Below are 24,767 nucleotides of genomic sequence, written 5' to 3' on the forward strand. Positions count from 1 at the left end.
GACAGAGATTCTGTATGGCCACAAAAGTACGTGTTTTCTACAATTCTGCCTGTCCGGTATGCGATGCGGGTATCCGTGCTCAGAAGAAGAAAAACACCACTTGCGGTGTAGAGTGGGAAGATGTTCACCTTGATAATGCCAAAGCACAGCAGCTCGATGTGGACCTGGAATTTGTGCGAGAGCGCTTGCACGTGATTGATACACAGGGGCACCTGCGAGTGGGTTACGAAGCATTTATAGCGATTTGGGAGAACTCTCCCAGTGAACAGTGGAAAGCAAGGTTGTCAAAAACACCGGGTCTGCGATGGTGTCTTAACAAAACCTATAATGGCTTTGCCCGCTGCCTCTATCTATGGAATAGGGCTTTAAAGCACTGGTGAGATTGCTTCTGATTTTCTACCGGGTGGAATAAACGGATAGAGAAAGCACGCAACCCTCTCCTGGAAACGTGCTATCGGTAAGGGCTGCTGACTCGTTGACCCTATGAATTTATTGGCGTGTGTTCTCTGAACTATTTAGTACTTTCCACAGAGTATCGATTTGATTGCGTAGAGTGCTGTTGGGGAATTTCTGTCTAATGAATTGCAGCAATTTCCTGGCCAGGTCTTCACGGTTCAGCCCATCCATATATACCTGTGCCAGCAGCAGGTAAGCCGCATCTAGCTGTGGATAACTTTCCTTGTGTAGATTGTTCAGTAATTGCGCCGCCAGCTGGTATTTGTGCTGTTGGTAGAGCACCTTGGCTAGGGTGTGGCGAAGCTCGGGTTTTACAATAGGGGGGCCGGCTCGGTGGCCAGGTAAAGTTCCGCCGCTTTGTGTGGCCGGTTGAGTTGTATGAACTTATCCAGTAAGTGGGGGCCGAGTTCCCGCAGGGCTTTTTGGTCCTGGGTTGCCAGCAGCAAGCGGTAGTAGCGTTCGTTGAGGGCTTCATCATTGGGGTAGCGGCGCAAGCCATCTACCAGCGCCTGCCGTGCGGCTGGTAGATTCGATTCGCGCATTAAAATCTGTGCATCGGCCAAAGCGCGTGCGCGGTTGAATTCGTCCTCTTCCAGAAAAGTACTTTCGTCATCCAGTTCGGCCTGAATACCCAGCTTTTGCTGCCGCGACAGGCAGATATAACCCATCATGGCGCTAGTCACGATATAGAAATAGGTAGTTGTGGCTGCAATCACCGGGCCCAGGGACCAGGGGGGTAGCTTTTCAATGGCAATGGCCATCAGCAGATTGGGTGCAGCGGAAACCGCAGTGGTGGTAATCCACAACAGCCAGTAGGGCCAGCCGATAATCAAAGTGAATTGTAGTAACTTAAGTGGATTGATCGCCGCACGCAGGCTGTGTTCAAGGGCCAGTACAATCATCGCTGCCGGCGCAAATAGGAAGAGGGCAAAAGCATAAAGCTGCACGGCACCCATACCGAAAGAGAAGAGTTTGTAACCAACAAAACCGGCAATCAAGGTCATAGCGATGACTTTCAAGAACAGCGGTGCACTATTACCGTCCAGGGCATCGCCGATTCCGGGAGCTTCCAACTGGCCACTGGCAAGCCGCTCGATAACCAGCAAGTTGTAGCGGCTCACCAGGGCAACGATGCCCACCAGGGCCACGATTGCTAAAAGACCCAGGCCTGAGATTAGCAAACTTGCTGCAGCTGCCAGTGCTATGATCGCCAGGGGACCTGGTTTTAAGGCGTAGAGAAAATAAAAAATTCCCATCTGCCAAAAGGGCTTAGCACTGTTGCTGGCACCGATATACTCAACTGGATCGCGACACAACGGACACTCGGGTCCAAGGCCCTGATAGTTGGCACTGGAGCCTGGGATACATTCGCTACAGTATTTGCGCTGACAGGGTTGGCACTGCCAGGATGCATCGGCACTGGAATGGTAGCGGCAGGATTCAGCCATGAATTTTCCCTAAAAACTTTTCTTCCTAAAGGTTTATTGTGTTTCTTTCTAACAGTTTATCCGCCGTCATCGTGGCGGCGCAATCGTCGAGTATTTTTGATGTACTGTTAGAATGCAGCGTGAATCCCAATAAAATTGGCACACAAGTTTCAAAAAAGGTGTTGTATGACAAAAGCTATGCGCGTTCATTTGGTGGAAGGCACTGCAGGAGAACCCTGGGGCGAGGCGGCGTTACTCAGTTTTAATGGCAGCGAAGCCCATATCCATATTGGTGCGGCCAAAGGTGCTGCACTGGTGGCGGCGCAACGCGCGGCTCGGCGCCTCGATGGCATGGGAATCAATGAGGTGATACTCAGCGGTGAGGGTTGGGATATCGAAAGTCGCTGGGCTTTCTGGGGCGGTTATTTTAATCCACGTATCAATAATAAAATCCACTGGGGCAGCGAGGATGCTGGCGAGCTAAAAGAACTGGCAGCACGTGAAAATGCTGCGTGTTGGGTCCGCGAGATTACCAATGGCACGCCGGATGATGTTTCTCCCAGGGTGCTGGCGGAGAGCGCGGCGGAAATGCTACAGAAGCTTGCCCCGAGCGTAGTTAACTATCGCATAGTGGCCGGGGATGACTTGCTGCGCGATGGCTTTGTTGGTATCCACAATGTGGGCCGTGGTAGCGTGCGCGAGCCGGTCATGTTACAGCTCGACTACAACCCTACAGGCAATGCGGATGCTGAGGTGGATATCTGTCTGGTGGGCAAAGGGATTACCTTCGATTCCGGTGGCTACAGCATTAAGCCCTCAAGCAACATGGCCACCATGAAATCTGATATGGGCGGTGCCGCTATGGTGACTGGAGGTCTCGCGCTGGCCATTGCGCGTGGTCTGGAAAAAAGAGTGAAGCTGTACCTTTGCTGTGCGGAGAACCTGGTTTCCGGCCACGCATTTAAGTTGGGCGATATTATTGAATACAAGAATGGTGTCACCGTTGAGGTGCTGAATACCGATGCGGAAGGGCGTCTGGTATTAGCGGATGGCCTACTCGCCGCAGGGGAAGATAAGCCTCGCTTTGTTTTGGATGCCGCTACCCTGACGGGTGCTGCCAAAATGGCTGTAGGCCGCGACTTTAATTCAGTCTTCAGTTTTGAAGATGAAATGGCACAGAAGGTACTGAATGCCGCAGCACAGGAGAATGAGAAGGCCTGGCGCTTGCCACTGGAGCCCTTCCATCTGGAGCAGACCCCTTCTAACTTTGCCGATATTTCTAATATAGGCGCTGACGGTAGCCCTGGGGCTTCAACTGCGGCGGCCTTCCTTGCTCGTTTTGTATCGGAGGGGGGCCGCAACTGGGTGCATATAGATCTCTCTGGCTCTTACCAGCCAAGTGCCAATGACCTTTGGGCCGCTGGTGCCAAGGGACATGGCTTGAGAACTATTGCTCGTTTCCTACTGGATAATTAATACCCAGCAATTACTGCCAAAAGCCTTGCAAAACGCGCCTAAAATTGGCGCGTTTCTATTTTTTCCTGACCTGCGCCTGTAAATTTTCACGAAATTATATTCCTTTTGAAAACTTTAATCAGTGAACTTTCACTAGTTGAGGTTTTTTTAATTTAGCTCGTTAATTGGGACTTGGGCTCATAAATACGTTTTGTGTAATTCGGAAATTTATTTTAAATGTCGAGGGGTAATAGGTAATGAGTACTACGGCATCCGCAAATCATTCTGCTCAAAAATCAAATCGTTGTGCTAACTGCGAAACTGAACTTTTGGGACCTCACTGTTACAAGTGTGGTCAGCCGGTCAAGGGGATGGTGCGTCATTTCTCTTCCATAATTGGAGACTTTTTTGACACTCTACTGGCATTTGACTCGCGTACATGGAAAACAGTGCCGTCCTTATTCTTTCGACCTGGATTTTTAACTACTGAATATTTTTCAGGTCGTAGAGTCCGCTATGTGAGTCCTGTAAGGTTGTTTATTTTTCTTTGTATCACCAGTTTTTTTGTTACTCAGATTAATAGTGACTGGGCTATTAACTTTGGTGGCAATAAATCTGTAGTTGTAGATACGGAGTCTGCCGAAAGAGGTCTTGATCAGGCTGTTGAGAATTTAAAAGCCCTCCAAAAAAAACATGCTGAAGACAATTTGGTGGTCATCAATTTAGAGGAGGTAGAATCTGAGCTTGTTGAAGAACGCATTGAAATTAAGACGGGTTTAGACGAACTGAATACGGATCTAGATAAAGTTAATGTCAATCTAAACGGAGTTACAGGGGCATCAAAGCAATCCGAATATTTCACTAAGGATGCTATTGCTTCGGGACTAAATGAAACCATTACCGAAATAGATGAAGAGTTTTTTCAAGTTGGCTGGCTTCCTGATTCTTTGGAAGATTGGGTTAATAAAAAAGTAGACAGTGCCCATAAAAATGTAGAACGAGTCACTGAAGATCCAAATCGACTTAAGAAAGCATTTCTGGGAGCCTTGCCTTCTACTTTAATAATCATGTTGCCAATTTTCGCCATGATGTTGTGGGTAGCTTATATCTTCAAACGTCGACTTTATATGGAGCATTTGATTGTTGCACTGCACAGTCATGCTTTTATTTGTTTAAGTATTTTAACTGCCAATCTGTTTTACAGCGCAAGCGAAAAGTTTTCTGATTACAATGTAATCTCTTCACTTTTTGATAATCTGTTTTTTCTGCTAATTATTTGGGTCCCCATTTATCTATTTTGGATGCAAAAGCGTATATATCAGCAGGGGTGGCTTATTACCTTATGTAAATACTCTTTTCTGGGAGGGGCTTATTTGATTTTGCTGGCCTTGGGTGCGGCTTTGACTGTTCTCTGGAGCTTGGCAGAGCTTTAGTGCTAGTTTTTAGCTGTTCTTGAAATAAAAGAAATTGATCAGTGGTTAGTATTTTTTGAACGTTCTTCACATAATAAGATGCAAAGAAATAGAACGTTTTTATGGTTGATACCTAGAAGTAGAAAAAAGGAAAGAGGTAATGAGTTGTTCAGAAACAGTGGAACATATAAAAGGAAGTGTTGCTGAATGTGCAAACTGCAAGACCGAACTTTTGGGGCCACACTGTTATTCTTGTGGTCAGCCTGTAAAAGGAATGGTGCGCCAATTTTCTAACATAATCGGGGATTTTTTTGACACATTACTAGCGCTTGATTCGCGTATAGTACGCACTCTGGCGCCTTTGCTGTTTCGTCCTGGTTTTCTAACAGTCGAGTATTTTGCTGGACGGCGGGTACGTTATGTCAGCCCAGTACGTTTGTTTATTTTCTTATGTATAACAACCTTTTTTACAATTCAGCTTAGCACTGATTGGAAGGATTATTCATCTGAGAATGATGAGACTGTGGTTGAGGAAGTATCTGATATAAAGCAGCCCCTTGATGAAGGGAGAAATACTATATCAGACACATCAAATCAGGATGTCGAGACTGAATTTTTGCCGAATAAGGCTCCAAAAAAAGTTGGTGAAATAATCGATGATTTTCAGAGGGCTGAGCCCAAATTGGTAGTTGATATTTTTGATAGTGAAGAGGATGAACATTGCAATGTAAAGATTGGTGGAGCTTGTTGGGATAACAAAGTTGAACGCCCCAGATTTTCAGGTGTACCACAATCCCTGGTGGATAGCGTGGCTGAATTCTTGCTAAAGATCGAAAAAAATAGTGATCTAGTTGAAGCTGATCCCAATCGTTTCAAGAAGATTTTTCTTGGTTCTTTACCTTCCACACTATTTATTATGCTGCCTATTTTTGCATTCATGTTATGGGTGCTTTATCTGTTCAAGCGAAGGTTATATATGGAACACTTAATTGTTGCATTACATAGCCATGCATTTATTAGTTTGGCACTATTACTGATGACTCTTCTACTTAATGTTCAGGGTTGGTTTGGCGGTTATCCATGGGTTGAGCAGATCACGTGGAGTTTAATATCTATCCTTGTCTTTTGGATACCTGTATATCTTTTAATCATGCAAAAGCGTTTATATAGGCAAGGTTGGATTATGACTTTGATTAAGTATTCTTTCTTAGCTGTTGTGTATCCGCTAATGCTTTCAATTGGAGCTACATTGGCAGTTTTATACAGCGTCGCAGAATTTTAGTATTTTCTGTTTATTTTCGGATGTTCTCACTCAGTAGTAATTAGGGTGCTAGGGTATTAAAAATACACGTTTAATACTCTTGATTATAAGAGGATAAGTTAATGTGGATGGATGAGGATATATGCTTTGCATCTTGGTTATATTTGAAATTTCTCTAGCGCTGAGGTGTCTTAATTGTAAAACTGAATTTAAAATTAAAAAATCATGATAAATAGGAGAGCTACAACTGTTTAAGATTAAATCCCGCCAATATTTTCCGGCTACATACAGATATTCCGTAAGGTCGCTTTACAATCTCTCCAGCCAATAGAATGTAGTTTTTATTTGATATATGGCTGAAGGGTAAAATAGTTAGAAGCTGTTTCATAACTTCTTTAGCGTAATTAACATGCAGGCAATATAGAAAAAAGCTCTGTATGAAGATAAGTAGCGATCCCACCTGACAACTAAACGACGGTAGTTCCCTAGCCATGCAAAAGTTCGCTCAACTTTCCAACGTCGCATATATCTCCTAAGCTTTCTGCCATCTTGTTTCGAAGGTTTTCTTCTATTCCTACGGTGAGGGCAAATCAGGTCAATTTCACGGCGGGCCAAACTATGGCGTAGTGGATCAGAATCTGCAGCCTTGTCGTACACTAGTCGTCGAATTTTTGTATTTTCATAGGTAACATCGAGTAGTGGGTGTAATAAATTTACTTCTGCTGGTGAGGCCGAAGTAACGGTGCCTCCCAATGGAATACCTTCGCCATCGACCACCACCATCCACTTTGTACCCTTGCCTCGCTTAGTTTTTCCGACTTCTGCTCCCCTTTTTTTGCTGAAGCAAAGCTACCATCCGAAAAGACTTCTTTCCAATTAAGCAGGGATCTTTGATCGAGCTGTCCGAAAAATTTTCTCCAAGCCTCCAACCAAGCGCCTTGCTCTTCCCAAAACTGGAGCCTTCTCCAGCAAGTACTCGGCGAAGGGTAAGATGGGGGGAGATCCTTCCATCGTGCTCCTGAGCGCAAAATCCACAAGATACCTTCAAAACATGCACGGTTATCAATGGGTTTGGGACCTCCTTTTCCACGTTTTAGCTGGGGAAGGCAAGGCTCAATCAATTTCCACTGAGCGTCGGTTAATTCTGACTTAAATCTACTCACACTTACTGGTCTTATCATTCCATGAGGTCGCAAGAATAACTGATTTCAAGTTATGAAACAGCTTCTAGTAAAAGAATACTTTATGGAGGGTAACATGTTGAGAATAATAATCAGTTTTTTAGCTAGTTTGCTGACTTTGATTTTGGCGATAATCAGTTATGCAGATCCGATTCAGGATATAAGTATGCAGAACTATAATGCTGGTTGGTACCCTAACTTCTATCAAGGTCAGGGTCCATTGACCTGCCGTAGAACTTGTGCAACTTGGGTCGGTGCTATACCAGAATCTGAACTGACAAAGGAGATGACAGAGGAGTTTGAACGAACCAATGTTTGTAAAATCACTCGCAATCCAGTGATTATTGAAAAGCCATATGATGATCCATTGGCCCATTGGTTATATGGTAATCAATTTGACGACAAAGCTAATTGTTATGCGGGTACACCCTTTGGAGTAATTGAAGATGATCACTACATGTGCTTATGTGTATGTGACAAACCAGACCTGATCGTGAGCAAAATTCATGATCCAATCTGGGACTCTGGTTCAGGGCAATCCCTGATTGCTGTAGATATCACCAATATCGGGCAAATGGCAGCTGCCGCAAGTTTTGCTCACCTGATCGATCCCGATACTTTGGCCAATGATGTTCAAGCAATCCCAGCCTTAGCCGTTGGTGTGACGATAACCCTCATCTTTACCCTGAATTATTGGGTATTTGATCCTGATGCGGTGCTGGAAGTGACCGCAGACTATAAAAACATCGTGGAGGAATGCGATGAAACTAACAATATGCTGGTTTATAAAAAGCAGGGTTAAAAATACATCTTATTAGTGTTCGATAATAAATTAACGAGCTAGGTGAACATTAATTACCTCACAGTTCTCCTTGCTTACTGTAGCCGTTGGCATACCACCGCCCTTGATATTAGTATCGGGCTTTTTGGGCACAATGATGTACATACGATGGTAGTTACGTAATACGTAGTCTTTCTTGTTTGCGCTTAACCAAGGGTATTCGTTTGCAATGGCGGCTACCCCCCTTGCCAGGGCAATACCATCGGTACAATTATTTGGTGTGGTGGTGGCCATAACCATGGCTAGTAGGGCAGATGAAAAGAGCATAAATCTTGTTCTTTGGCCGAAGTCGGGGTAATCGAGGCACTAAGCTGTCACTCGGGAAGTATAACTAAGTCGGCTACAGAGCTGTAGTGATCTATACCAGAGTTTTGTCCATCTATACTCTCTCACAGCAGAGTGGCAGGTCTATACCGGTCACTCTGCTAAACCTATTTTCCCTCATGAATTCTCAATTATCCCCATACTGATTTCTTTGCTTTGCAATATCTTCATTTGATTATCCGCTTCGACGGTTCTCAGTTGAAACTATAAAAGGAGAAATTTGAAGGAATGAGTACTTATGAATAGCGAAAATCTGTGGCTTGCGACACGAGTACATAAGATGGCATGGAAAATGAAGCTGTTAACCACAGCGTATTTTGCGTTGCAATCGGCATGTCTGTTTTTGTCGTAATTGCGTCTTTTGTGACATTTCTAGAGGAGTAGAATAGGTACAAGGAGGAATTACTATGAGCAGAAAGATTGGTTTTTTCATTGCCGATGGTTTTCAGGCCCTGGACTTATTTGGCCCCTTGGATGCATTTATGGAGACTAACAGTTTTATCAGTGAGGCCTATTCTTGCTATTTATTAGGTTTGTCTTCAGGGGTTGTTGAAACAGCATATGGACAATCCCTTTCTGTAGACTGCGATATCTTTGAATTACCACAAGTCGATTACTTGGTCATTTGTGGCGGTGTTGGAATGCGGCAATTGGAACTGAACTCGAAGCAACTCAATGCTTTGAGACTGATAGCTGAAAATGCCCATAGGGTAATGAGTATCTGTACCGGTGCTTTTATACTGGCAAAGATTTTTCCTGAACAGAGTCATAGAGTTACTACACATTGGCGACACTGCCGACAATTGGCACAACAGGCGGTTAATTATCAAGTAGAAGAAGACCCGCTGTTTATTGAAAGTGAAGGAATTTGGTCTTCCGCCGGTGTTTTATCTGGCGTCGACCTAGCCTTAGAGATCATCCGCAGAGACCACGGCAATACTATTGCTGCGAGTGTTGCCAAAGAGCTGGTGGTCTATCTACAGCGCCGTGGTGGCCAGACGCAGTACTCAGACTTATTACAAGTACAATCTGGCGATAGCATGCGCCTCAACCCATTGCTGGAGTGGTTAGCTCAAGATTACCAAAAACCTATCAATGTCTCCGATATGGCCGAGAGAATATCTATCAGTGAGCGCCAGTTAACACGCTTGTTCAAGCGTCATTTACACAGCACGCCTAGCCAGTATTTAAATCAAATTCGCCTCAACCGGGCGCGGGACCTGATTACCTGCGAGTCCTTGAGCTTGGAGCAAGTGGCTCTAAGAGTGGGCTTTTCCAGTTACGATAGTTTTCGCCGGGCCTTTCACCTTCAGTTTGGAGTCTCCCCCTCATATTTCAGTCGGAATCAAGCATGAAACAAAGATTATTTTTAATTATCTACTTGTTATTTTTTTCATATAAAGCCTACACGCTTGAAACTGAGGAGGTTAGTTTGTGGAAGGAAGATATACAGCAATTACAGAAATTAATTGAGATACATCATATAGATCCGTTTGTTAATATTGATAAATATGAATTCTATGAGCAAATCCATAATCTACTTAAATCTCTGCCAGATATGAATGAAGCAGAAGTAGAGGTGGGAATAATGCGTTTAATGCGTAGTATTGGAGATGGTCACACCTTCTACAATATGATGTCTGGGCCCCATAGGCATTACCCATTTCGATTTAAATACTTCGTTGATAAACTTAAGGTTGTAGATTCAATAGCAAAATACAGTTTCTTGCAGGGAGCGGAGCTTACAGCTGTTAATGGTTATAGCATACCTAAATTAGAGCAGCAGCTTGCTCCTTTTGTAAATTATGTAGATAACCCCTATAGCTTTAGGTTTTCCTTCAGTCTTCATATCACTTTGGCAAAGTTTCTTTATGGAACTGGCATTAGTGATGGACAAGATGAGGTGACTTACCAGTTTTTAAAAGATGGTAGATCTATCTCAATGAAAGTGCACTCTGTGCCTATGGAAAAATTTGGTGGGCTGAATACACAGTATCCGGTTTTGGTTCCTGATATTAATTATTTTAATATCGACCTGTCAGGTATCCGCCTGGCTTTACTAGGAAAGTACGACGCAGTTTACGTGGACTTTGATAGTTATCCGGATTTCAGTGATCTTCAAGAGCAGTGTGAGAATATTGTTGATATCATACGTGGTAGTAGAGTTCAGAATCTTGTTATCGATTTTCGAGATAATCATGGCGGGGATTTTTACGTAGGCTTGGCTCTCTCCTCCTGTATTCAAAATTTGGATCAATTCGATTGGCGCAATGGTATATATGTAATGATTGATGAAGGTACTCAATCAGCAGCGATGAGTAATGCGGCCCAGTATCAGCAAATTCTCAATGCCAACTTGGTGGGTACTCCGACAGGCGCCGATCCTAATATAGCCTCTGAAACTAACCGTTTTAAGCTTAAAAACTCGAAGAGAGAGATAAGTATTGCCAAGCGCTATTATCGCTTTATTCAATCTCCTACCGATGCGCTCTACCCTGATTTTCCGATGACGACAAGCTGGCGTGACTATAAGCAGGGTAGGGACGGAGCACTATTACAGTTACTAAATCATATTCAAGAAAAGGATCGTGAAAATCAGGTAAAGTCATAGTAAATATTGACTTTCATTGTACTGAAAAAATAATACACTGCACTCGAAATCTTATTAGGTTTCAATACTCATTGAGCGCATTCATGAGTTTATTCATAATAAATGCTGATAGCAGTGTATTAATCGTTTTCTAGAGAATAGCTCTTTAAAATAAACGATTACCATTCCACACAAATCTTACCGAAATGTGAACCGCTGGTTTGGTACTCAAAAGCCTCCTCAAGATTGGCAAATGGAAATGTCTTATCGATAACTGGATGTACTGTATTACTTTCCAATGCCGCAACATAATTCTGCTGTTCACGGCGATTTCCCACAACCAGCCCTTGTAGGCGTGCCTGTTTTCCCATCAGTAATGCTGTTGGGACTTCTCCCTCTCTGCCAGTTAGCACCCCAATGAGGGAAATGTGCCCCCCCACCCTAACCGACTGAATGGATTGTTCCAAAGTGGCGGGCCCACCCACCTCGATAATATGATCGGCCCCTTTGCCATGGGTTAACTCCAGTACTTTTTCTGACCACTGTGTATGGGTCTTATAATTAATCCCGTGAGTTGCCCCCAGCTTCTTGGCGCGTTCTAGTTTCTCATCGGAGGATGAGGTCACAATTACTTGGGCGCCCAACATATTGGCAATTTGAATTACGGCAATAGATACGCCGCCAGTACCAAGGGTTATAATTATATCTCCTGGTTTAACCTTGCCATCGCTGACCAAGGCCCTCCAGGCCGTGAGGCCCGCTGTGGTAATAGTGGCAGATTCAGTATGACTCCAGCCCTTGGGTGCCAGGGTAAATGCAGTGGCATCACGTACTACATGCTGGGCTGCCATTCCATCAATGCCATCTCCGGGTGTATTGGCGAAGCCCCAAACATTGTGACATGCCGGCCCTGCCTGCCATTGGGGGAAAAAGCAGGAAACCACGGAATCACCGATCTTAAATTCGGTGACACCCTCACCAACGGCCTCAACTGTTCCTGCACCATCAGACATTAAAATACGGCCATCTTCGGTAGATATACTGCCGTCGGCAACCAGCAAATCATGGAAGTTGAGCGAGGATGCGCCAATGGCAACACGGATCTGCCCAGGCCCGGGCTTGCCGGGGTCATTAATTTCGCTCAGAGAGATATTTTCAAGACCGCCAGGTGCTTTTAGCGTCAGTGCTTTCATTATGTTTTTCCTTTAATCTTAAGAGCCTTTGTTCTCAGGCCTTCTAGCCAATCTTGATGGCCACTAATCATAGGATTAGGTTGGGTTATCACCAATTCAATGGCTGGCAACCGATTCTGTGCTTCTTATCTGAGGATATTATTAACCAGGCGTGCTGAACATCCATATCAAGCTGCAGGTGTTGACTATTGTTTAACTGGTGCAGTATATCCTACATAGCGCACTTCAACTGGAAATCGAGAATTTAAAATATACTTTGTGTACCTTTACTTAATTCAGGTTCCTGCCCATTCTGGAATTGGACATTTACAGAGTTAACAGGCATGGAGCAGTGGCCACCCATCAGTTATAGCTGGCTTTGAGATAAAATTAACCTAGAGCAATGGTTATTGGGTAATCCTGAGAGAAGCTCTGAACCAGATTATTTTACTCATTGTGGTCTTGGTAATGTAGATGACGGTCAATCACTTTTCTCTGCAGAGTTGCCAATATATTCTTTAAGCTCACGACTCTTCTGTATGGCGTTGAAGGGGTCATAGGGCTATGTACTTCAAATTTTTATTCATTATTCTCTATGAGAAAATCTTATATCTAATGGAAGGTTTAAGTGCTTGCAATATATTTAATTGGATGCTTGAAAGTCTAGAAATTAAAAATTATTTGAATGGAAAGTAACTGGCGTCATTTTCTGCTGCTATAAGTATTTAGTTGGTATACGTCTCTGGGAAACTGGTATAGCTCATGACAAAGATTTTTAATGGGAATAAGTTATTGATAGCTCTGGTTGTATCTTTATCTGTAGAAAACTTTGCGTATTCTGAGAGCTACGATACGGGCGATGAGCGTGATTGGTTGTTGAATGCAGAAAATGATAAAGATCGCTTAATTTTACTGCAAAACTATCTTGGTGGTTTTTCTGTTTCCATGTGGGAGGTAGGGGATCGTTACAAAACCATATATTCGGCACTTCAGAATGAGAACTTTGACCTAGCTATATATCATTGGAAAAAAATTAAAGCTGTCATTGAGAATGGTTATCTAAAACGTCCTGCCCGGAGGGCAAACTCGGATGCAATTTTTATAAACTCAACATATGAAGCTGTGCTTAGTGCATTTGAGACCAGGGATATAAAAAAAGCTTGGCAAGGGTTTTCCAATGCCCGCTCTGCATGTATGACATGTCATGTCGCCGAAAAAATACCTTGGATGAATGATCAAAATTTATTTAGAGATACTGCTGTTTCAAATAACTGAACACTATTTTTAATGATTTACTGATAGGATTGAGTGCCCTATTTGAAATTACAACACTTCGACTAGTTGTTAAGAGTAGTCTTGATATAGATCTATTCATAATAGTTCAGGCTTCTAATCGCTCTCTACCAGTGGAGAGTATCATCCGCTGTAAAAGTTTTTATGGCCTTCTATGTTTCTTGGAGATTCTGGTAGTGATGGCGGATTAATAGTTTGATGTTTGAATTTAGTGGGCTCTAGAAAAGGTGTGATATATCGTTAGTTACTTCAACGTTGGTAGTGCGTAAGTGGGTGCTTTTCCTAGACGCCTAGAAACCCAGTGAGTCAAACGAGAAGGGATTAATTGGGGATTAAAATGGTGGGCCCTCCGGGACTCGAACCCAGGACCTGCCGATTATGAGTCGGATGCTCTAACCAACTGAGCTAAGGGCCCACACTTTGCTTGCGGGTATCGTTGCAAGCGGTTGGGCAAAGTACAAGATTTTTCCTTTCAAATCAATGCCTTTGTGGCAGAAATTTCTTCTTGTCGTGTTTGCACAACAACGTCAATCTCAGTAGCTATTATTTGAGCGGTCTTTAAATTTTAACTTCCCAGCCTAGAAAGTAAGGGATGGATATCCCATTTTGAGCTTGTTGGTACGCCTGTTCAGTTTGTTGGTGTTAATTAGTACCATTGTTCAGGTTGTAGAAGGGGAGGCGTAGCCTCCCTTTTTTATAATTAACGATTTTCAAGTAGTGCGGTTAAATCGGCAACTTGGGAATCACAATACAACCCCAGACGATAAACCACATTAACAGGGCCACCGCTACTGCGGCAGAGCCGGTGTCTTTGGCAATCTTGGCCAGTGGGTGCTTCTCAGCTCCTATGCGGTCCACAGTGGCTTCAATAGCGCTATTGATAAGCTCCAAAGGCAATACCACCAGGCTAACTGCTATCAATACGGCGCGTTCAGCCGGGGTGTCTCCTACCCATAGGGCAAAAGGGACAAAGAAGATAGCGAGGATAACTTCAATACGAAAGGCTTCCTCATTACGCCAGGCGGCGCTGAGACCTTCGCTTGAATATTTGGCGGCGGCAATCAGGCGGGCAATGCCTTTTTTGCCTGGCTTGTTGGCGACTTCTTCAGACTCTTCCGGTTTATTGGCGACTTCTTTTTGCATGCTGCTTTCCTGCCATCCGTAGACCCTTGCGGGCGGTCATGATTGTGTCACATAAAAAAGCCCGGTCGAACCGGGCTTTTTCGTGGGGGCTTACTCGTCGAGGAAGCTCCGCAGGTGCTCTGATCGGGACGGGTGTCTCAGCTTACGCAGGGCCTTAGCCTCGATCTGGCGGATACGTTCACGGGTTACATCGAACTGCTTACCCACCTCTTCCAAGGTGTGGTCGGTGTTCATGTCGATACCGAAGCGCATACGCAGTACCTTGGCTTCACGCGCGGTCAGGCCGGAGAGCACGGAGCGGGTGGCGTCGTGCAGGCCAGTCTGGGTGGCGGTGTCCACCGGGGAGGACTGGTTCTGGTCTTCAATAAAGTCACCCAGGTGCGAGTCTTCATCGTCACCAATAGGGGTCTCCATGGAAATGGGCTCTTTGGCGATCTTGAGGACCTTGCGTACCTTATCTTCTGGCATATCCATGCGTTCACCCAGCTCTTCCGGAGTGGGTTCGCGGCCCATTTCCTGCAGCATCTGGCGGCTGATACGGTTGAGCTTGTTGATGGTCTCAATCATATGCACCGGGATACGAATGGTGCGCGCCTGGTCTGCGATAGAGCGGGTAATAGCCTGGCGAATCCACCAGGTAGCGTAGGTGGAGAACTTGTAGCCGCGGCGGTATTCGAATTTATCTACTGCCTTCATCAGGCCGATATTGCCCTCCTGGATCAGGTCCAGGAACTGCAGGCCGCGATTGGTGTACTTCTTGGCGATAGAGATAACCAGGCGTAGGTTGGCTTCAACCATTTCCTTTTTAGCGCGGCGGGAGCGGGCCTCGCCAATGGACATACGGCGGTTGATCTCTTTGATCTGGCCTACGTCTAGACCGGAGCGCTCTTGGCACTGGGCCAGCTTGCGTTGCGCGCGAACGATATCGTCTACGACATGACGCAGGGCGTCAGAGTAGTCGCGCTTCTTTTTGATGATCGCGGGGATCCACTCTTCGTTGGTTTCGTTACCGGGAAATTCCTTGATAAAGGTCTTGCGCGGCATACGTGCACGCTTGATGCACAAATTCATAGTGATGCGCTCTTGCCTGCGCACACTATCGAGAATATCGCGAACTTCGCCGTAGAGAGGATCGAACTGGCGTGGTGCCAGTTTGAAGTAGCGGAATACCTCGGCGACGGCTTCCAAAGCAGTACCGACTTCCTTGGAGTCGCGACCGTGGGCGGCGATGGCCTCATCGGCGGCTTTCTGCGCAGCGATCAGCGCATTCATGCGCTCGGCCAGCTCCTCTGGGTCGAGACCGCCGGCGTTTTCCTCTTCTTCCTCGCTGGAGGAATCGTCGGCGTCGTCTGAGTCATCGTCCTCTTCGCCTTCACTCTCAGAGGACTCACTGCTGTTGTCGCTTACTACAGCGGCTTGGCCAGCCTGGGCTCCGGGGGGCACATCTTCTGCTGGGTCGAGCCAGCCGGCGATGACATCGGGGATACGGCGCTCCTCTTTCTCGATTAGCGCGTATTCATCGATGATTTGCTGTACTGCGCCAGGCCAATAGGCGAGGGCGGCCATCAGCTCGCGTAGGCCCTCTTCGATACGCTTGGCAATGGCGATTTCGCCCTCGCGCGTGAGCAGCTCTACAGTGCCCATTTCGCGCATATACATGCGTACCGGATCGGTGGTGCGGCCTACATCAGACTCAACTGCGGCCAGTGCGGCGGCGGCTTCGGCTGCGGCGATTTCGTCGGCGGAGCTGTCACCCTCGGCCATCAACAACTCTTCGGCATCTGGTGCGCTTTCGAACACCTTGATACCCATGTCGTTGATCATGCCAATAATGTCTTCCACCTGATCGGGATCGGAAATATCTTCCGGGAGGTGGTCATTTACCTCGGCATAGGTGAGATAGCCCTGCTCTTTACCGCGGGCGATCAACTCCTTGATACGGGAGGTTTGTTGCTGGGTTTTGTCGGTCATGCACAACCCTGAATTCTGGGGATGAAAATACGGGACAAAGACGCGGGATTATAGCGTATATGCACTAGCAATAACCACTCTAGCTGTCAAGCAACGGCTCTGGGGTGAATTTTAGGGTGCTGAGGTTCCCGTTCCCGCCCGGCGGGGTGAGTGAATATAGTGTTGAGGCCGCAGTTTTCAAGGGGTTATTGCAGATTAATTGTCTTTTCTGCGCCAGTTGGCCAATAAAGCCAGTTGTTCTTCCTGACTGAGCTGGGCACCGGCTTTTAACTGGGCCAAGAGATCGCGATTGCGCTGCTTGGTATCGGATTTTTCTAGGTGACGCAGACAGTCGTTAAATTCAGCCTGGGGATCGTATTCCAGGTTGCTATCGCCTTGGGCTAGGTGACGAACCCCGGAAACTAGGGGAGATATCGCCAGCTTAGCCAGAATATCGCTGGATTCGGCGCCGTGATGGGCGCGCCAGTGGCCGATCAATTGGCGAAAGTTAAGTTGTGGGCGGCTCTTGAAAAGCTCCACCAGCTGGGCAAATAGCAGCAGGTCTGGGTTGTCGGCGCCGAGGAACTGTTGCAAGTCCTCAATCTGCGCGGCCAGCTCGGGGTGGTGGAGGATCAGCGCTACCAGCATACGTTCAGGAGGTAGGCGATACTGGCCGGTACAGCGTGGGCTGTCCCCAAGTGTGGGGGAATATTCAGATTCGTCTTCGCGGGGCCAGGGTTCCGGCGGGGTGCGGTGTTGGAGTTCCTCATCCTGCTCGGTAGAGAGGGGTGCGCCGGTGACAGTTGGCTGTGCCTGTGCTTGCTGTAACTGGGTGTTCCGAGCCTTCTCCGCGTGAATCACCTCCTGCAGAGTGTCTTTGTCTAGTCCGGTACGCGAGGCCAGCTGCTGGAACATCAGTTGGCGATATACGCCTCCTGGCAGTAAATCCAGCAGTGGGGCGGCCAGCTTGGACAGGCGCGCGCGGCCGTCCATGGTCTGGAGGTTGATGTCTTCGCTGAGCAGGTCGAAGAGAAAGTCCTCCAGGGGGCGGGCCTGCTCTTCTATCAGTTGCTGGAAACGTTCTCCACCCAGTTGCCGCACCAGAGTGTCGGGGTCTTCGCCTTCCGGCAGCAACAAAAAGCGTAGGCTGCGGCCGTCCTGCATATGGGGCAGGGCAGATTCCAGTGCGCGGCGGGCGGCGGCGCGGCCGGCGCGGTCACCATCAAAACAGAATAGCAATTCACTAGTATGGCGAAAGGCCAGCTGAATGTGCTCTTCGCCGCAGGCGGTGCCAAGGGTGGCGACGGCGTAGCGGATATCGAACTGCGCCAGGGCCACTACATCCATATAGCCCTCCACCACGATCAAGCGCTCTAAGTTGCGATTGGCCTGGCGCGCCTCCCACAGGCCGTAGAGTTCACGGCTCTTGTGGAAAATCGGGGTTTCCGGGGAGTTGAGGTACTTGGGCTTTTCATCCCCCAGTACCCGGCCGCCAAAGGCGATGGTGCGGCCGCGCTGGTCGCGAATGGGGAAGATGATACGGTTACGGAAGCGGTCGTAGTGGTGACGTCCGCCCGGTTTGCTGTTGCCGTCACTGTCCTGGCGACGAATGGCGAGTCCTGCTAGTTCAAGCTGGTCGGCTTTTTCGGGAGTGTCGGCCAGGGCGTTGAGCAGGTTGTCCCAGCCCGGTGGTGCCAAGCCGATGTCGAAATCTCGGGCGATTTCCCCGGATAATCCGCGATTGCGCAAGTAGGCCACTGCGTTACCTGCCGCAGGGTGGTTGCGTAGTTGTTCTCGGTAGAATTCTGCAGCTTTATCCGTCAGTTGATAGAGGGATTGGCTTTCCCTCTGGCGCTTTTCCTGCCCGGGAGCCAATGCCTCTCTGGGTACTTCCAAGCCGCGGGTGGCTGCCAGTTTTTCCACGGCTTCGGGAAATGGCAGGCGATCGTATTCCATCAGGAAGCCGATTGCATTGCCGTTGGCGCCGCAGCCGAAGCAGTAGTAGAACTGCTTGTCTGGGCTCACGGTAAAAGAGGGGGTTTTTTCGTCGTGGAAGGGGCAGCAGGCGGAGTAGTTTTTTCCGGTCTTACGCAGTTTTACCCTACTGTCCACCAGCTCGACGATATCTGCGCGGGCGAGCAGGTCGTCGATAAAGTGCTGGGGGATCTTGCTGGGCATACTTTTCTGCAATCCGGCTGGGCGTTAGGCCAGTCGGGCCTTAACCAATTTGCTGACTGCGCCCATATCTGCACGGCCTTGAACCTGAGGCTTCACCTGGGCAATCACTTTACCCATGTCGGCCATGCCGCTGGCCCCGGTGCTCTGCACGGCGGAAGCGACAATTTCGCTAATCTCCTCTTCGGTCAACTGCTTGGGCAGGAACTCTTGGATGACTTCGATCTCCGCCTGTTCCACTGCAGCCAGCTCGGCGCGGCCGGCCTTTTCATACTGGGTGATGGAGTCGCGGCGCTGTTTGGTCATCTTGTCCAGCAGAGCGAGGATACGCGCGTCATCCAGATCGATGCGCTCATCCACTTCAACTCGTTTGATCTCAGCATTGATTAAACGCAGGGTGGCAAGACGCTCTTTGTCGCGTGCTTTCATTGCGTCTTTGGTCGCTTGAGTCAGGGTGTCCTTGAGAGTGCTCATAGTGAGTGTTCCGGGATTGGCATTGATTGTGGTTTATTGGGTTGAGCGCTAAGGATAGCGCGTCCGCCGAGCATGGAGAATGCGGTTGGCAGAACGAAAAACGGCGCGCGAGTAGGGCTCGCACGCCGTTCTTTATAGCTCCGCTACGGGCTAAGCCCGTCCGGCCGCCTCGCTGCGACAGGCTTATTCAGCCTGCGGCTCTTAGTAGAGACGCTGAAACTTGCGGTTTTCGCGCTGAAGCTTTTTAGCGTGACGCTTAACAGCGGCAGCAGCTTTGCGCTTACGAACAGCAGTGGGCTTCTCGTAGAACTCGCGACGACGTACTTCAGACAGTACGCCTGCTTTTTCACAGGAGCGCTTGAAGCGGCGCAGAGCGATATCGAAAGGTTCGTTGTCTTTGATTCGTACAGAGGGCATTAGGATACCTGTTAAAATTCGTTTCTCTCGGCCATTCCGGCAATGCTCTCGCAGTTGCATCCGGTGGCCGGTTCACAGCGAGGGCGCAAATTCTAAACACTCCTATACGGGATCGCAACCCCATTTTCCAGTATGATAACCGCCCCTCGAAGTAGTCACGAGAATGAAATCAAGTGCGCGTCCTCGGTATAGAAACTTCCTGCGATGAAACTGGCGTCGCTATCTACGATTCTGAGTCCGGTCTGCTCGGCCATGCTCTATTTAGTCAGGTTGACCTGCACGCCGATTACGGCGGTGTAGTCCCTGAACTGGCAAGCCGCGACCATGTGCGCAAGCTGTTGCCGTTGGTACGGCAGGTAATGGCGAAGACCAATACCAAGCCTTCCGATTTGGCGGGTGTAGCTTATACCGCCGGTCCAGGCTTGGTTGGCGCCCTGATGGTGGGCGCCTGTGCCGGCCGCGCCCTGGCATATGGCTGGGGGGTGCCCGCTGTGGCGGTGCATCATATGGAGGGGCATTTATTAGCTCCGATGCTGGAGGACAATCCACCGGCTTTTCCTTTTGTGGCCTTGCTGGTCTCTGGTGGTCATACCCAATTAGTAGAAGTGCGCGGTCTTGGCGACTACGAACTGATGGGGGAATCCTTGGACGATGCCGCTGGCGAAGCTTTTGACAAGGCGGCCAAGATGCTCGATCTGGACTACCCCGGTGGTCCGCGATTGGCAGCCTTGGCTGAGAAAGGTGATCCCAAACGCTTTACATTCCCTCGCCCTATGACTGATCGACCGGGGCTGGATTTCAGCTTTTCGGGCTTAAAAACCTTCACCCTGACCACTGTGCGTCAGCACGCCCTCGAAGATGGTCTGCCGGATGAACAGACCTGTGCGGATATTGCGGCAGCCTTCCAAGAGGCGGTCGTGGATACTCTAGTGATTAAATGTCGTCGTGCAATTAAAGCCTCTGGTTATAAAACTCTGGTCATTGCCGGTGGGGTTTCCGCGAATAAATTGTTGCGTGAACGTTTGGAAATGAGCCTGCGCAAGGATAGTGCCAGCGTCTACTACCCCCGTCATGAGTTTTGCACCGATAACGGCGCTATGATCGCCTATGCCGGTAGTTTGCGTTTGCAAGCCGGAGAACAGACGAGCCTTGCAGTTGATGTGCGTCCACGTTGGCCAATGACAGAATTGCCCAAGACCGAACTTTAAGAAATCCCAGGGGCATCCTGGCAGTAAAAAGAAAAGAGCCGATAAATGGATATTGTTTATATACGGGATTTAAAGGTGAATACCATTATCGGTATTTACGAGTGGGAGCGTGAAGTACGCCAGACTGTCAGCCTTGATATAGAAATGGCTTTCGATATCAGCGAGGCGGCGCTTACAGACAATATCGAGCACACACTGAATTATAAGGCGGTGGCCAAGCGCTTGATCGCTTTTATTGAAAGCAGCGAGTTCCTGCTGGTGGAAACTATGGCGGAACAGGCTGCGGCAATTGTCAGGGAAGAGTTTTCCGTAAGCTGGCTGCGACTGCGTTTGTCTAAGCCGGGTGCGGTCCGAGGGTCCAGGGATGTGGGTGTCATTATTGAGCGTGGCGAAAGGCCAGCAAAAGGTGCAGCAGCGATGTCTGCGGGAGTGTAAACGTGGCTCAGGTGTATCTCAGCCTCGGCAGTAATATCAATCGCGCGCAATATATCCGCGCAGCGCTGAATGCCCTTGCAGGACAGTTTGGCGACTTGGAGGTGTCCCAGGTTTTCGAGAGCGAAGCGGTGGGATTTCCTGGGGATAATTTTTACAACCTGGTGGTGGGACTACAAACTGACCTGCCGGTAGGGCAGCTGGCCCTGTGTCTGCGTGGTATCGAAGATGCCAACGGCCGCCTGCGCTCCGGACCTAAATTCAGTGCGCGCACCCTAGATATTGATATTCTTACCTATGATCAGCTGACTGGGACTGTCGACGGGGTAAAATTGCCTCGAGGTGAGATTGTAAAAAATGCCTTTGTTTTACAGCCTCTGGCAGAGATTGCTCCGGAAGTACTGCACCCAATTGAGCAGAAAACTTACCGTCAGCTGTGGAATGAGTACGATCAGGCTTCACAAAAATTGTGGCCGGTAGAATTTATTTGGCCGTGATTCCAATAATTATTAAAAAATATAGATAGAAAAGCAGCCCTTTAAGGCTGCTTTTTTGTCAGTAAAAATTAACTCAGGCTCATTAGCGCCTCTTTGGTAAACGGCGTGATTTCCTCCGCGCGATCTTCACGTACCTTGGCGAACCAGTGTGAGTCTTGTAATAGTGCGCGGCCAACGGCAATCAGGTCGAACTCCTGGTTGTCCATACGGCGAGTTAGTTCGCCTAAATCGGTAGGATTGGCAGTGCCGCCCATGCCCTGGTTATTGCCGCCGATAAAATCATCGTCAAGGCCGACGCTGCCGACAGAAATTACTGGTTTTCCAGTCAACTCCTTGGTCCAGCCTGCCAGGTTGAGATCAGAACCCTCAAATTCTGGCACCCAGAAGCGTCTTGTAGAGGAGTGGAAAATATCAACGCCGGCTTCAACTAGCGGAGTCAGGAAGCGTTTCAGTTCTTCCGGGTTTTGCGCCAACTTGGCTTCGTAATCCTGCTGCTTCCATTGGGAGTAGCGCAGCACTATGGCGAAATCTTCGCCTACGGCCTCACGTACCGCTTTGATAATTTCCACTGCAAAGCGGGTGCGATTTTCGATGGAGCCACCGTACTCGTCATCGCGTTGGTTGGTACCTTCCCAGAAAAACTGGTCGATCAGGTAGCCGTGGGCGCCGTGAATCTCTACGCCGTCAAACCCAATTTCCTTGGCTGCTTTCGCCGCGTCTGCAAAAGCTTGTACAACTTCCCGAATGTCCTCTTTGCTCATCGCCTGGCCATTGGGCTTGCCGGGTTTGAACAGGCCTGAGGGGGAGTAGCCGGGCACTGATTTATCCGGGCCTATGCCCTCTTTGCGCACGGAGCCTACGTGCCACAACTGCGGGATAATCTGGCCACCGGCAGCGTGTACTTCGTCTACCACTTTTTTCCAGCCGGCGAGAGCGGCTTCACCGTAGATTGCCGGTACATTCTCGTAGCCGTTGGCGGCCTTATGATTAACAAAGGTGCCTTCGGTAATAATCAGCCCTACTTCACCTTCAGCTCGGCGGCGGTAATAGCCGGCCACCTGGTCGTTGGCGGCATAGCCCGGTGACATAGTGCGGGTCATGGGGGCCATAGCGACCCGGTTGCGCAGCTTTAGGGACTTATGCTCGAAAGGACGCAGTAGGTTGTCCAGGGAACCACTCATATTTCTCTCCTGAATGTCTCGATTCAACACTGGGACTCACTGGTCCCACTAGGTCACAATTAAAACGGTTGCGTTATAAGACCTTATTTCGAGGCTGAGTTCAATATCTGGTTTCGTATTGCAACTCTTTTACCGGTATACTAGGGGTATGTCACGTAAACGCTTTGATGATCTCGACTGTTCTCTGGCCTGTGCCCTGAATGAAGTGGGGGACTGGTGGTCCCTGCTGATAATTAAGCAGGCGATGCTGGGTACCCGCCGTTTTGTAGATTTCCAGCGCAATCTGGGAATCGCCAAGAATATCCTGGTGGACCGCCTGTCTCGCCTGGTGGAAAACGAGGTGCTGGTGCGCTTTGATGCGGGTGAGCACGGTACTCGCTACGAGTACCGCTTAACGGAAAAAGGCCGGGATCTGTTTACGGTGGTAATCGCCCTGCGCCAATGGAATCTGCGCTGGAACGGCAATAAAGATGGGATGCACCTGGTCGATAAAAACAGTGGTGAGCCTATCTCCGAAGTGGCTGTACAGAATGCCCAGGGGCAAAAACTCAGTATTCGCGATGTATTATTTGTGGATGAAAATGGCCAGCCCCTAGAGCAGGCTGGCTAGCTGGCTTTTGAGGGACTCTATCAATCCTGGCTCTTGGATAGCAGTCTGATTATGTCCAGAGCCCTGCCCGGCTCCCAACGCATTACAGAGACAACGCCGTGCATGGCCAGTAGGCGCTGGTCTATTTCCCCTTTCTCCTGCAGCTTGTGTAATTTCTCTGTGGCCTCGGTAAAGCCGCGCTGCTCATAAGTGAGTAGTAATTTGACGGTCTGCTCCGCCGGAGTGATTTGGCGTGGAACAGGGGTATACCCCATCGCGCTTACCATACTCTCAGCCGCCAGCCAGGTGGACCAGGGGTTTTGCCCGGTAATAAGCTGGCCATCCACGCTGACTTGTTCCAGGTAAGTGGGCCCAGCCTGAAAAAACGCGCCTTGCTCACGTAAGCGATCCTCAAGCAGGAATGGAAATCGTTGCTCGGCGTCAGGGATAAGAAAAAGCTCCTCTTCGTTAGTAAAAGCACTGATCTGCCGATCGGCGATTAAGGGCTTGCCATTATCCAGGGTGACATTAGCAAGGGCTGCTGGCCCGTGGCATACCGCTCCGATAATTTTGCCGCTGTTATAGATTTCCCGCACCAGGGACCGGATATGGGGATTGTCGGGGAAATCGAACATGGTGCCTTTACCGCCGACAAAAAATACGGCCTGGTAATCCTCTGCTGATACCTGATCGATAGGAATACTGTGATTGACCTTTTGTTGTGCCTCCGGGTCATTGAGAAAGGCATAGTCGAAAGGCCCCAGATCATCTTTATCGATCACCGCAGGCGGTTTGCCGCCTTTGGGACTGGCAATATCGACAATAAATCCGTTGGCTGAGAAGATGTAATAGGGGCGTGCCAGTTCAGTTAATTCATAACCAGTTGCCTTGCCACTACCTCCCATCGTTTCAGTACTGGTGACAACAGCTAAGATTTTTCCTCGGCTTTCCCTGGGTAATTGTTGTAAATACGGCAAGTCACTTACTGTCGTAGTGGAAAAGTCTTGCTCTTGGGTTGGAATTAGGCCCTTAATCCAAATAATAAAACCAAAAAATACGGACAAAGTCAGTGCCAGGGAAATAACAATTTTCTTCAACATATTAATCTCCAAAATTGCAGTAGTAGACGGAAAATCTTCAAGTGAGTTCGTAGGAGAATAAGGGATGGAAGGTGAAATTCAGGTGAGATTGTAATTGCTATTTGGGAAGAAAGAAAAAGCTGCACTCGAGATTGTATAAGGTATGGATGCCGATTCACTATGCATCTCGAGCACATACGGTAAAAATTT

General features: G+C 48.3%; 24 protein-coding genes, 1 tRNA gene and 1 pseudogene. 12 read left to right on the forward strand and 14 right to left on the reverse strand.

Annotated features, from left to right (window positions below; genetic code table 11):
- Positions 1 to 14: 14 nt before the first annotated feature.
- Positions 15 to 380: a thiol-disulfide oxidoreductase DCC family protein gene (locus MJO52_RS01970; protein ID WP_252084325.1), complete on the forward strand. Its 366-nt coding sequence runs from the start codon at positions 15 to 17 to the stop codon at positions 378 to 380.
- Between the two features lie 109 nt (positions 381 to 489).
- On the opposite strand, the gene MJO52_RS01975 is transcribed toward MJO52_RS01970, so the two are convergent.
- Together MJO52_RS01975 and MJO52_RS01980 are read right to left on the reverse strand one after the other, a co-directional pair.
- Positions 490 to 738, reverse strand: coding sequence for a tetratricopeptide repeat protein (locus MJO52_RS01975; protein ID WP_252084326.1), 249 nt, complete (start codon positions 736 to 738; stop codon positions 490 to 492).
- A 29-nt stretch (positions 739 to 767) separates the two neighbouring features.
- Complete coding sequence (locus tag MJO52_RS01980; RefSeq protein ID WP_252084327.1) at positions 768 to 1,904, reverse strand: RING finger protein; 1,137 nt, start codon at positions 1,902 to 1,904, stop codon at positions 768 to 770.
- A 165-nt stretch (positions 1,905 to 2,069) separates the two neighbouring features.
- Here MJO52_RS01980 and pepB point away from each other — a divergent pair, with 165 nt between their 5' ends.
- From pepB to MJO52_RS01995, 3 genes are all read left to right on the forward strand, one after another.
- On the forward strand, positions 2,070 to 3,359 hold the full coding sequence (gene pepB / locus MJO52_RS01985) for an aminopeptidase PepB (protein WP_252084328.1): 1,290 nt from the start codon (positions 2,070 to 2,072) through the stop codon (positions 3,357 to 3,359).
- A 236-nt stretch (positions 3,360 to 3,595) separates the two neighbouring features.
- The gene (locus MJO52_RS01990) at positions 3,596 to 4,771 is read left to right on the forward strand and encodes a DUF3667 domain-containing protein (RefSeq protein WP_252084329.1); all 1,176 of its coding nucleotides are present in this window, start codon (positions 3,596 to 3,598) and stop codon (positions 4,769 to 4,771) included.
- Between the two features lie 139 nt (positions 4,772 to 4,910).
- Complete coding sequence (locus MJO52_RS01995) at positions 4,911 to 6,032, forward strand: DUF3667 domain-containing protein (RefSeq protein WP_252084330.1); 1,122 nt, start codon at positions 4,911 to 4,913, stop codon at positions 6,030 to 6,032.
- Between the two features lie 363 nt (positions 6,033 to 6,395).
- On the opposite strand, the pseudogene MJO52_RS02000 reads toward MJO52_RS01995, so the two are convergent.
- Both MJO52_RS02000 and MJO52_RS21360 read right to left on the reverse strand, forming a co-directional pair.
- Positions 6,396 to 6,827 (reverse strand): annotated as a pseudogene (locus tag MJO52_RS02000) (IS5 family transposase); the annotation flags it as partial.
- Positions 6,725 to 7,192, reverse strand: coding sequence for a transposase (locus MJO52_RS21360; protein WP_353505433.1), 468 nt, complete (start codon positions 7,190 to 7,192; stop codon positions 6,725 to 6,727). The pseudogene MJO52_RS02000 and the gene MJO52_RS21360, both read right to left, overlap by 103 nt.
- 76 nt (positions 7,193 to 7,268) lie before the next feature.
- Here MJO52_RS21360 and MJO52_RS02005 point away from each other — a divergent pair, with 76 nt between their 5' ends.
- Complete coding sequence (locus tag MJO52_RS02005) at positions 7,269 to 7,994, forward strand: CARDB domain-containing protein (protein WP_252084331.1); 726 nt, start codon at positions 7,269 to 7,271, stop codon at positions 7,992 to 7,994.
- A gap of 30 nt (positions 7,995 to 8,024) precedes the next feature.
- Here the strand turns inward: MJO52_RS02005 and MJO52_RS02010 are convergent, their stop codons facing one another.
- On the reverse strand, positions 8,025 to 8,300 hold the full coding sequence (locus MJO52_RS02010; RefSeq protein WP_252084332.1) for a hypothetical protein: 276 nt from the start codon (positions 8,298 to 8,300) through the stop codon (positions 8,025 to 8,027).
- 464 nt (positions 8,301 to 8,764) lie between these two features.
- Between MJO52_RS02010 and MJO52_RS02015 the strand changes: the two genes are divergently transcribed.
- Positions 8,765 to 9,712: a GlxA family transcriptional regulator gene (locus MJO52_RS02015; protein WP_252084333.1), complete on the forward strand. Its 948-nt coding sequence runs from the start codon at positions 8,765 to 8,767 to the stop codon at positions 9,710 to 9,712.
- Positions 9,709 to 10,968 (forward strand): S41 family peptidase, encoded by a 1,260-nt coding sequence (locus MJO52_RS02020; RefSeq protein WP_252084334.1) that lies wholly within the window; start codon positions 9,709 to 9,711, stop codon positions 10,966 to 10,968. The genes MJO52_RS02015 and MJO52_RS02020 overlap by 4 nt, the downstream gene beginning before the upstream one ends.
- Positions 10,969 to 11,126: 158 nt before the next feature.
- Here MJO52_RS02020 and MJO52_RS02025 read toward each other — a convergent pair whose 3' ends face one another.
- A complete protein-coding gene (locus MJO52_RS02025) occupies positions 11,127 to 12,140 on the reverse strand; it encodes a zinc-dependent alcohol dehydrogenase family protein (RefSeq protein ID WP_252084335.1) in 1,014 nt (337 codons plus the stop codon).
- A 741-nt stretch (positions 12,141 to 12,881) separates the two neighbouring features.
- On the opposite strand from MJO52_RS02025, the gene MJO52_RS02030 reads away from it, so the two are divergent.
- Entirely contained in the window at positions 12,882 to 13,394 is a 513-nt protein-coding gene (locus MJO52_RS02030; RefSeq protein WP_252084336.1) for a hypothetical protein, read from the forward strand.
- A 356-nt stretch (positions 13,395 to 13,750) separates the two neighbouring features.
- On the opposite strand, the gene MJO52_RS02035 is transcribed toward MJO52_RS02030, so the two are convergent.
- The 6 genes from MJO52_RS02035 to rpsU form a co-directional block, all read right to left on the reverse strand.
- Positions 13,751 to 13,827, reverse strand: a tRNA-Ile gene (locus MJO52_RS02035).
- Positions 13,828 to 14,135: 308 nt separating this feature from the next.
- Positions 14,136 to 14,555, reverse strand: coding sequence for a diacylglycerol kinase (locus MJO52_RS02040; protein ID WP_252084337.1), 420 nt, complete (start codon positions 14,553 to 14,555; stop codon positions 14,136 to 14,138).
- 90 nt (positions 14,556 to 14,645) lie between these two features.
- Positions 14,646 to 16,526: an RNA polymerase sigma factor RpoD gene (rpoD, locus tag MJO52_RS02045; RefSeq protein WP_252084338.1), complete on the reverse strand. Its 1,881-nt coding sequence runs from the start codon at positions 16,524 to 16,526 to the stop codon at positions 14,646 to 14,648.
- A 195-nt stretch (positions 16,527 to 16,721) separates the two neighbouring features.
- Complete coding sequence (gene dnaG / locus MJO52_RS02050) at positions 16,722 to 18,683, reverse strand: DNA primase (RefSeq protein WP_252084339.1); 1,962 nt, start codon at positions 18,681 to 18,683, stop codon at positions 16,722 to 16,724.
- 24 nt (positions 18,684 to 18,707) lie between these two features.
- Positions 18,708 to 19,154, reverse strand: coding sequence for a GatB/YqeY domain-containing protein (locus MJO52_RS02055; protein WP_252084340.1), 447 nt, complete (start codon positions 19,152 to 19,154; stop codon positions 18,708 to 18,710).
- A 201-nt stretch (positions 19,155 to 19,355) separates the two neighbouring features.
- Entirely contained in the window at positions 19,356 to 19,571 is a 216-nt protein-coding gene (gene rpsU, locus MJO52_RS02060; protein ID WP_020411530.1) for a 30S ribosomal protein S21, read from the reverse strand.
- A 173-nt stretch (positions 19,572 to 19,744) separates the two neighbouring features.
- On the opposite strand from rpsU, the gene tsaD reads away from it, so the two are divergent.
- From tsaD to folK, 3 genes are read left to right on the forward strand one after another with little or no spacing between them, the layout of a single operon-like run.
- On the forward strand, positions 19,745 to 20,779 hold the full coding sequence (tsaD, locus tag MJO52_RS02065) for a tRNA (adenosine(37)-N6)-threonylcarbamoyltransferase complex transferase subunit TsaD (RefSeq protein WP_252084341.1): 1,035 nt from the start codon (positions 19,745 to 19,747) through the stop codon (positions 20,777 to 20,779).
- 45 nt (positions 20,780 to 20,824) lie between these two features.
- Positions 20,825 to 21,214, forward strand: coding sequence for a dihydroneopterin aldolase (gene folB, locus MJO52_RS02070; RefSeq protein ID WP_252084342.1), 390 nt, complete (start codon positions 20,825 to 20,827; stop codon positions 21,212 to 21,214).
- 2 nt (positions 21,215 to 21,216) lie between these two features.
- Entirely contained in the window at positions 21,217 to 21,708 is a 492-nt protein-coding gene (gene folK, locus MJO52_RS02075; RefSeq protein WP_252084343.1) for a 2-amino-4-hydroxy-6-hydroxymethyldihydropteridine diphosphokinase, read from the forward strand.
- A gap of 68 nt (positions 21,709 to 21,776) precedes the next feature.
- Here the strand turns inward: folK and MJO52_RS02080 are convergent, their stop codons facing one another.
- Positions 21,777 to 22,889, reverse strand: coding sequence for an NADH:flavin oxidoreductase (locus tag MJO52_RS02080; RefSeq protein WP_252084344.1), 1,113 nt, complete (start codon positions 22,887 to 22,889; stop codon positions 21,777 to 21,779).
- A gap of 148 nt (positions 22,890 to 23,037) precedes the next feature.
- Here MJO52_RS02080 and MJO52_RS02085 point away from each other — a divergent pair, with 148 nt between their 5' ends.
- Entirely contained in the window at positions 23,038 to 23,499 is a 462-nt protein-coding gene (locus tag MJO52_RS02085; protein WP_108731589.1) for a winged helix-turn-helix transcriptional regulator, read from the forward strand.
- A 20-nt stretch (positions 23,500 to 23,519) separates the two neighbouring features.
- Here MJO52_RS02085 and MJO52_RS02090 read toward each other — a convergent pair whose 3' ends face one another.
- Positions 23,520 to 24,578 (reverse strand): type 1 glutamine amidotransferase domain-containing protein, encoded by a 1,059-nt coding sequence (locus MJO52_RS02090; RefSeq protein WP_252084345.1) that lies wholly within the window; start codon positions 24,576 to 24,578, stop codon positions 23,520 to 23,522.
- Between the last annotated feature and the right edge of the window lie 189 nt (positions 24,579 to 24,767).

Source organism: Microbulbifer variabilis, from assembly GCF_023716485.1.
Taxonomy (GTDB): domain Bacteria; phylum Pseudomonadota; class Gammaproteobacteria; order Pseudomonadales; family Cellvibrionaceae; genus Microbulbifer; species Microbulbifer variabilis_B.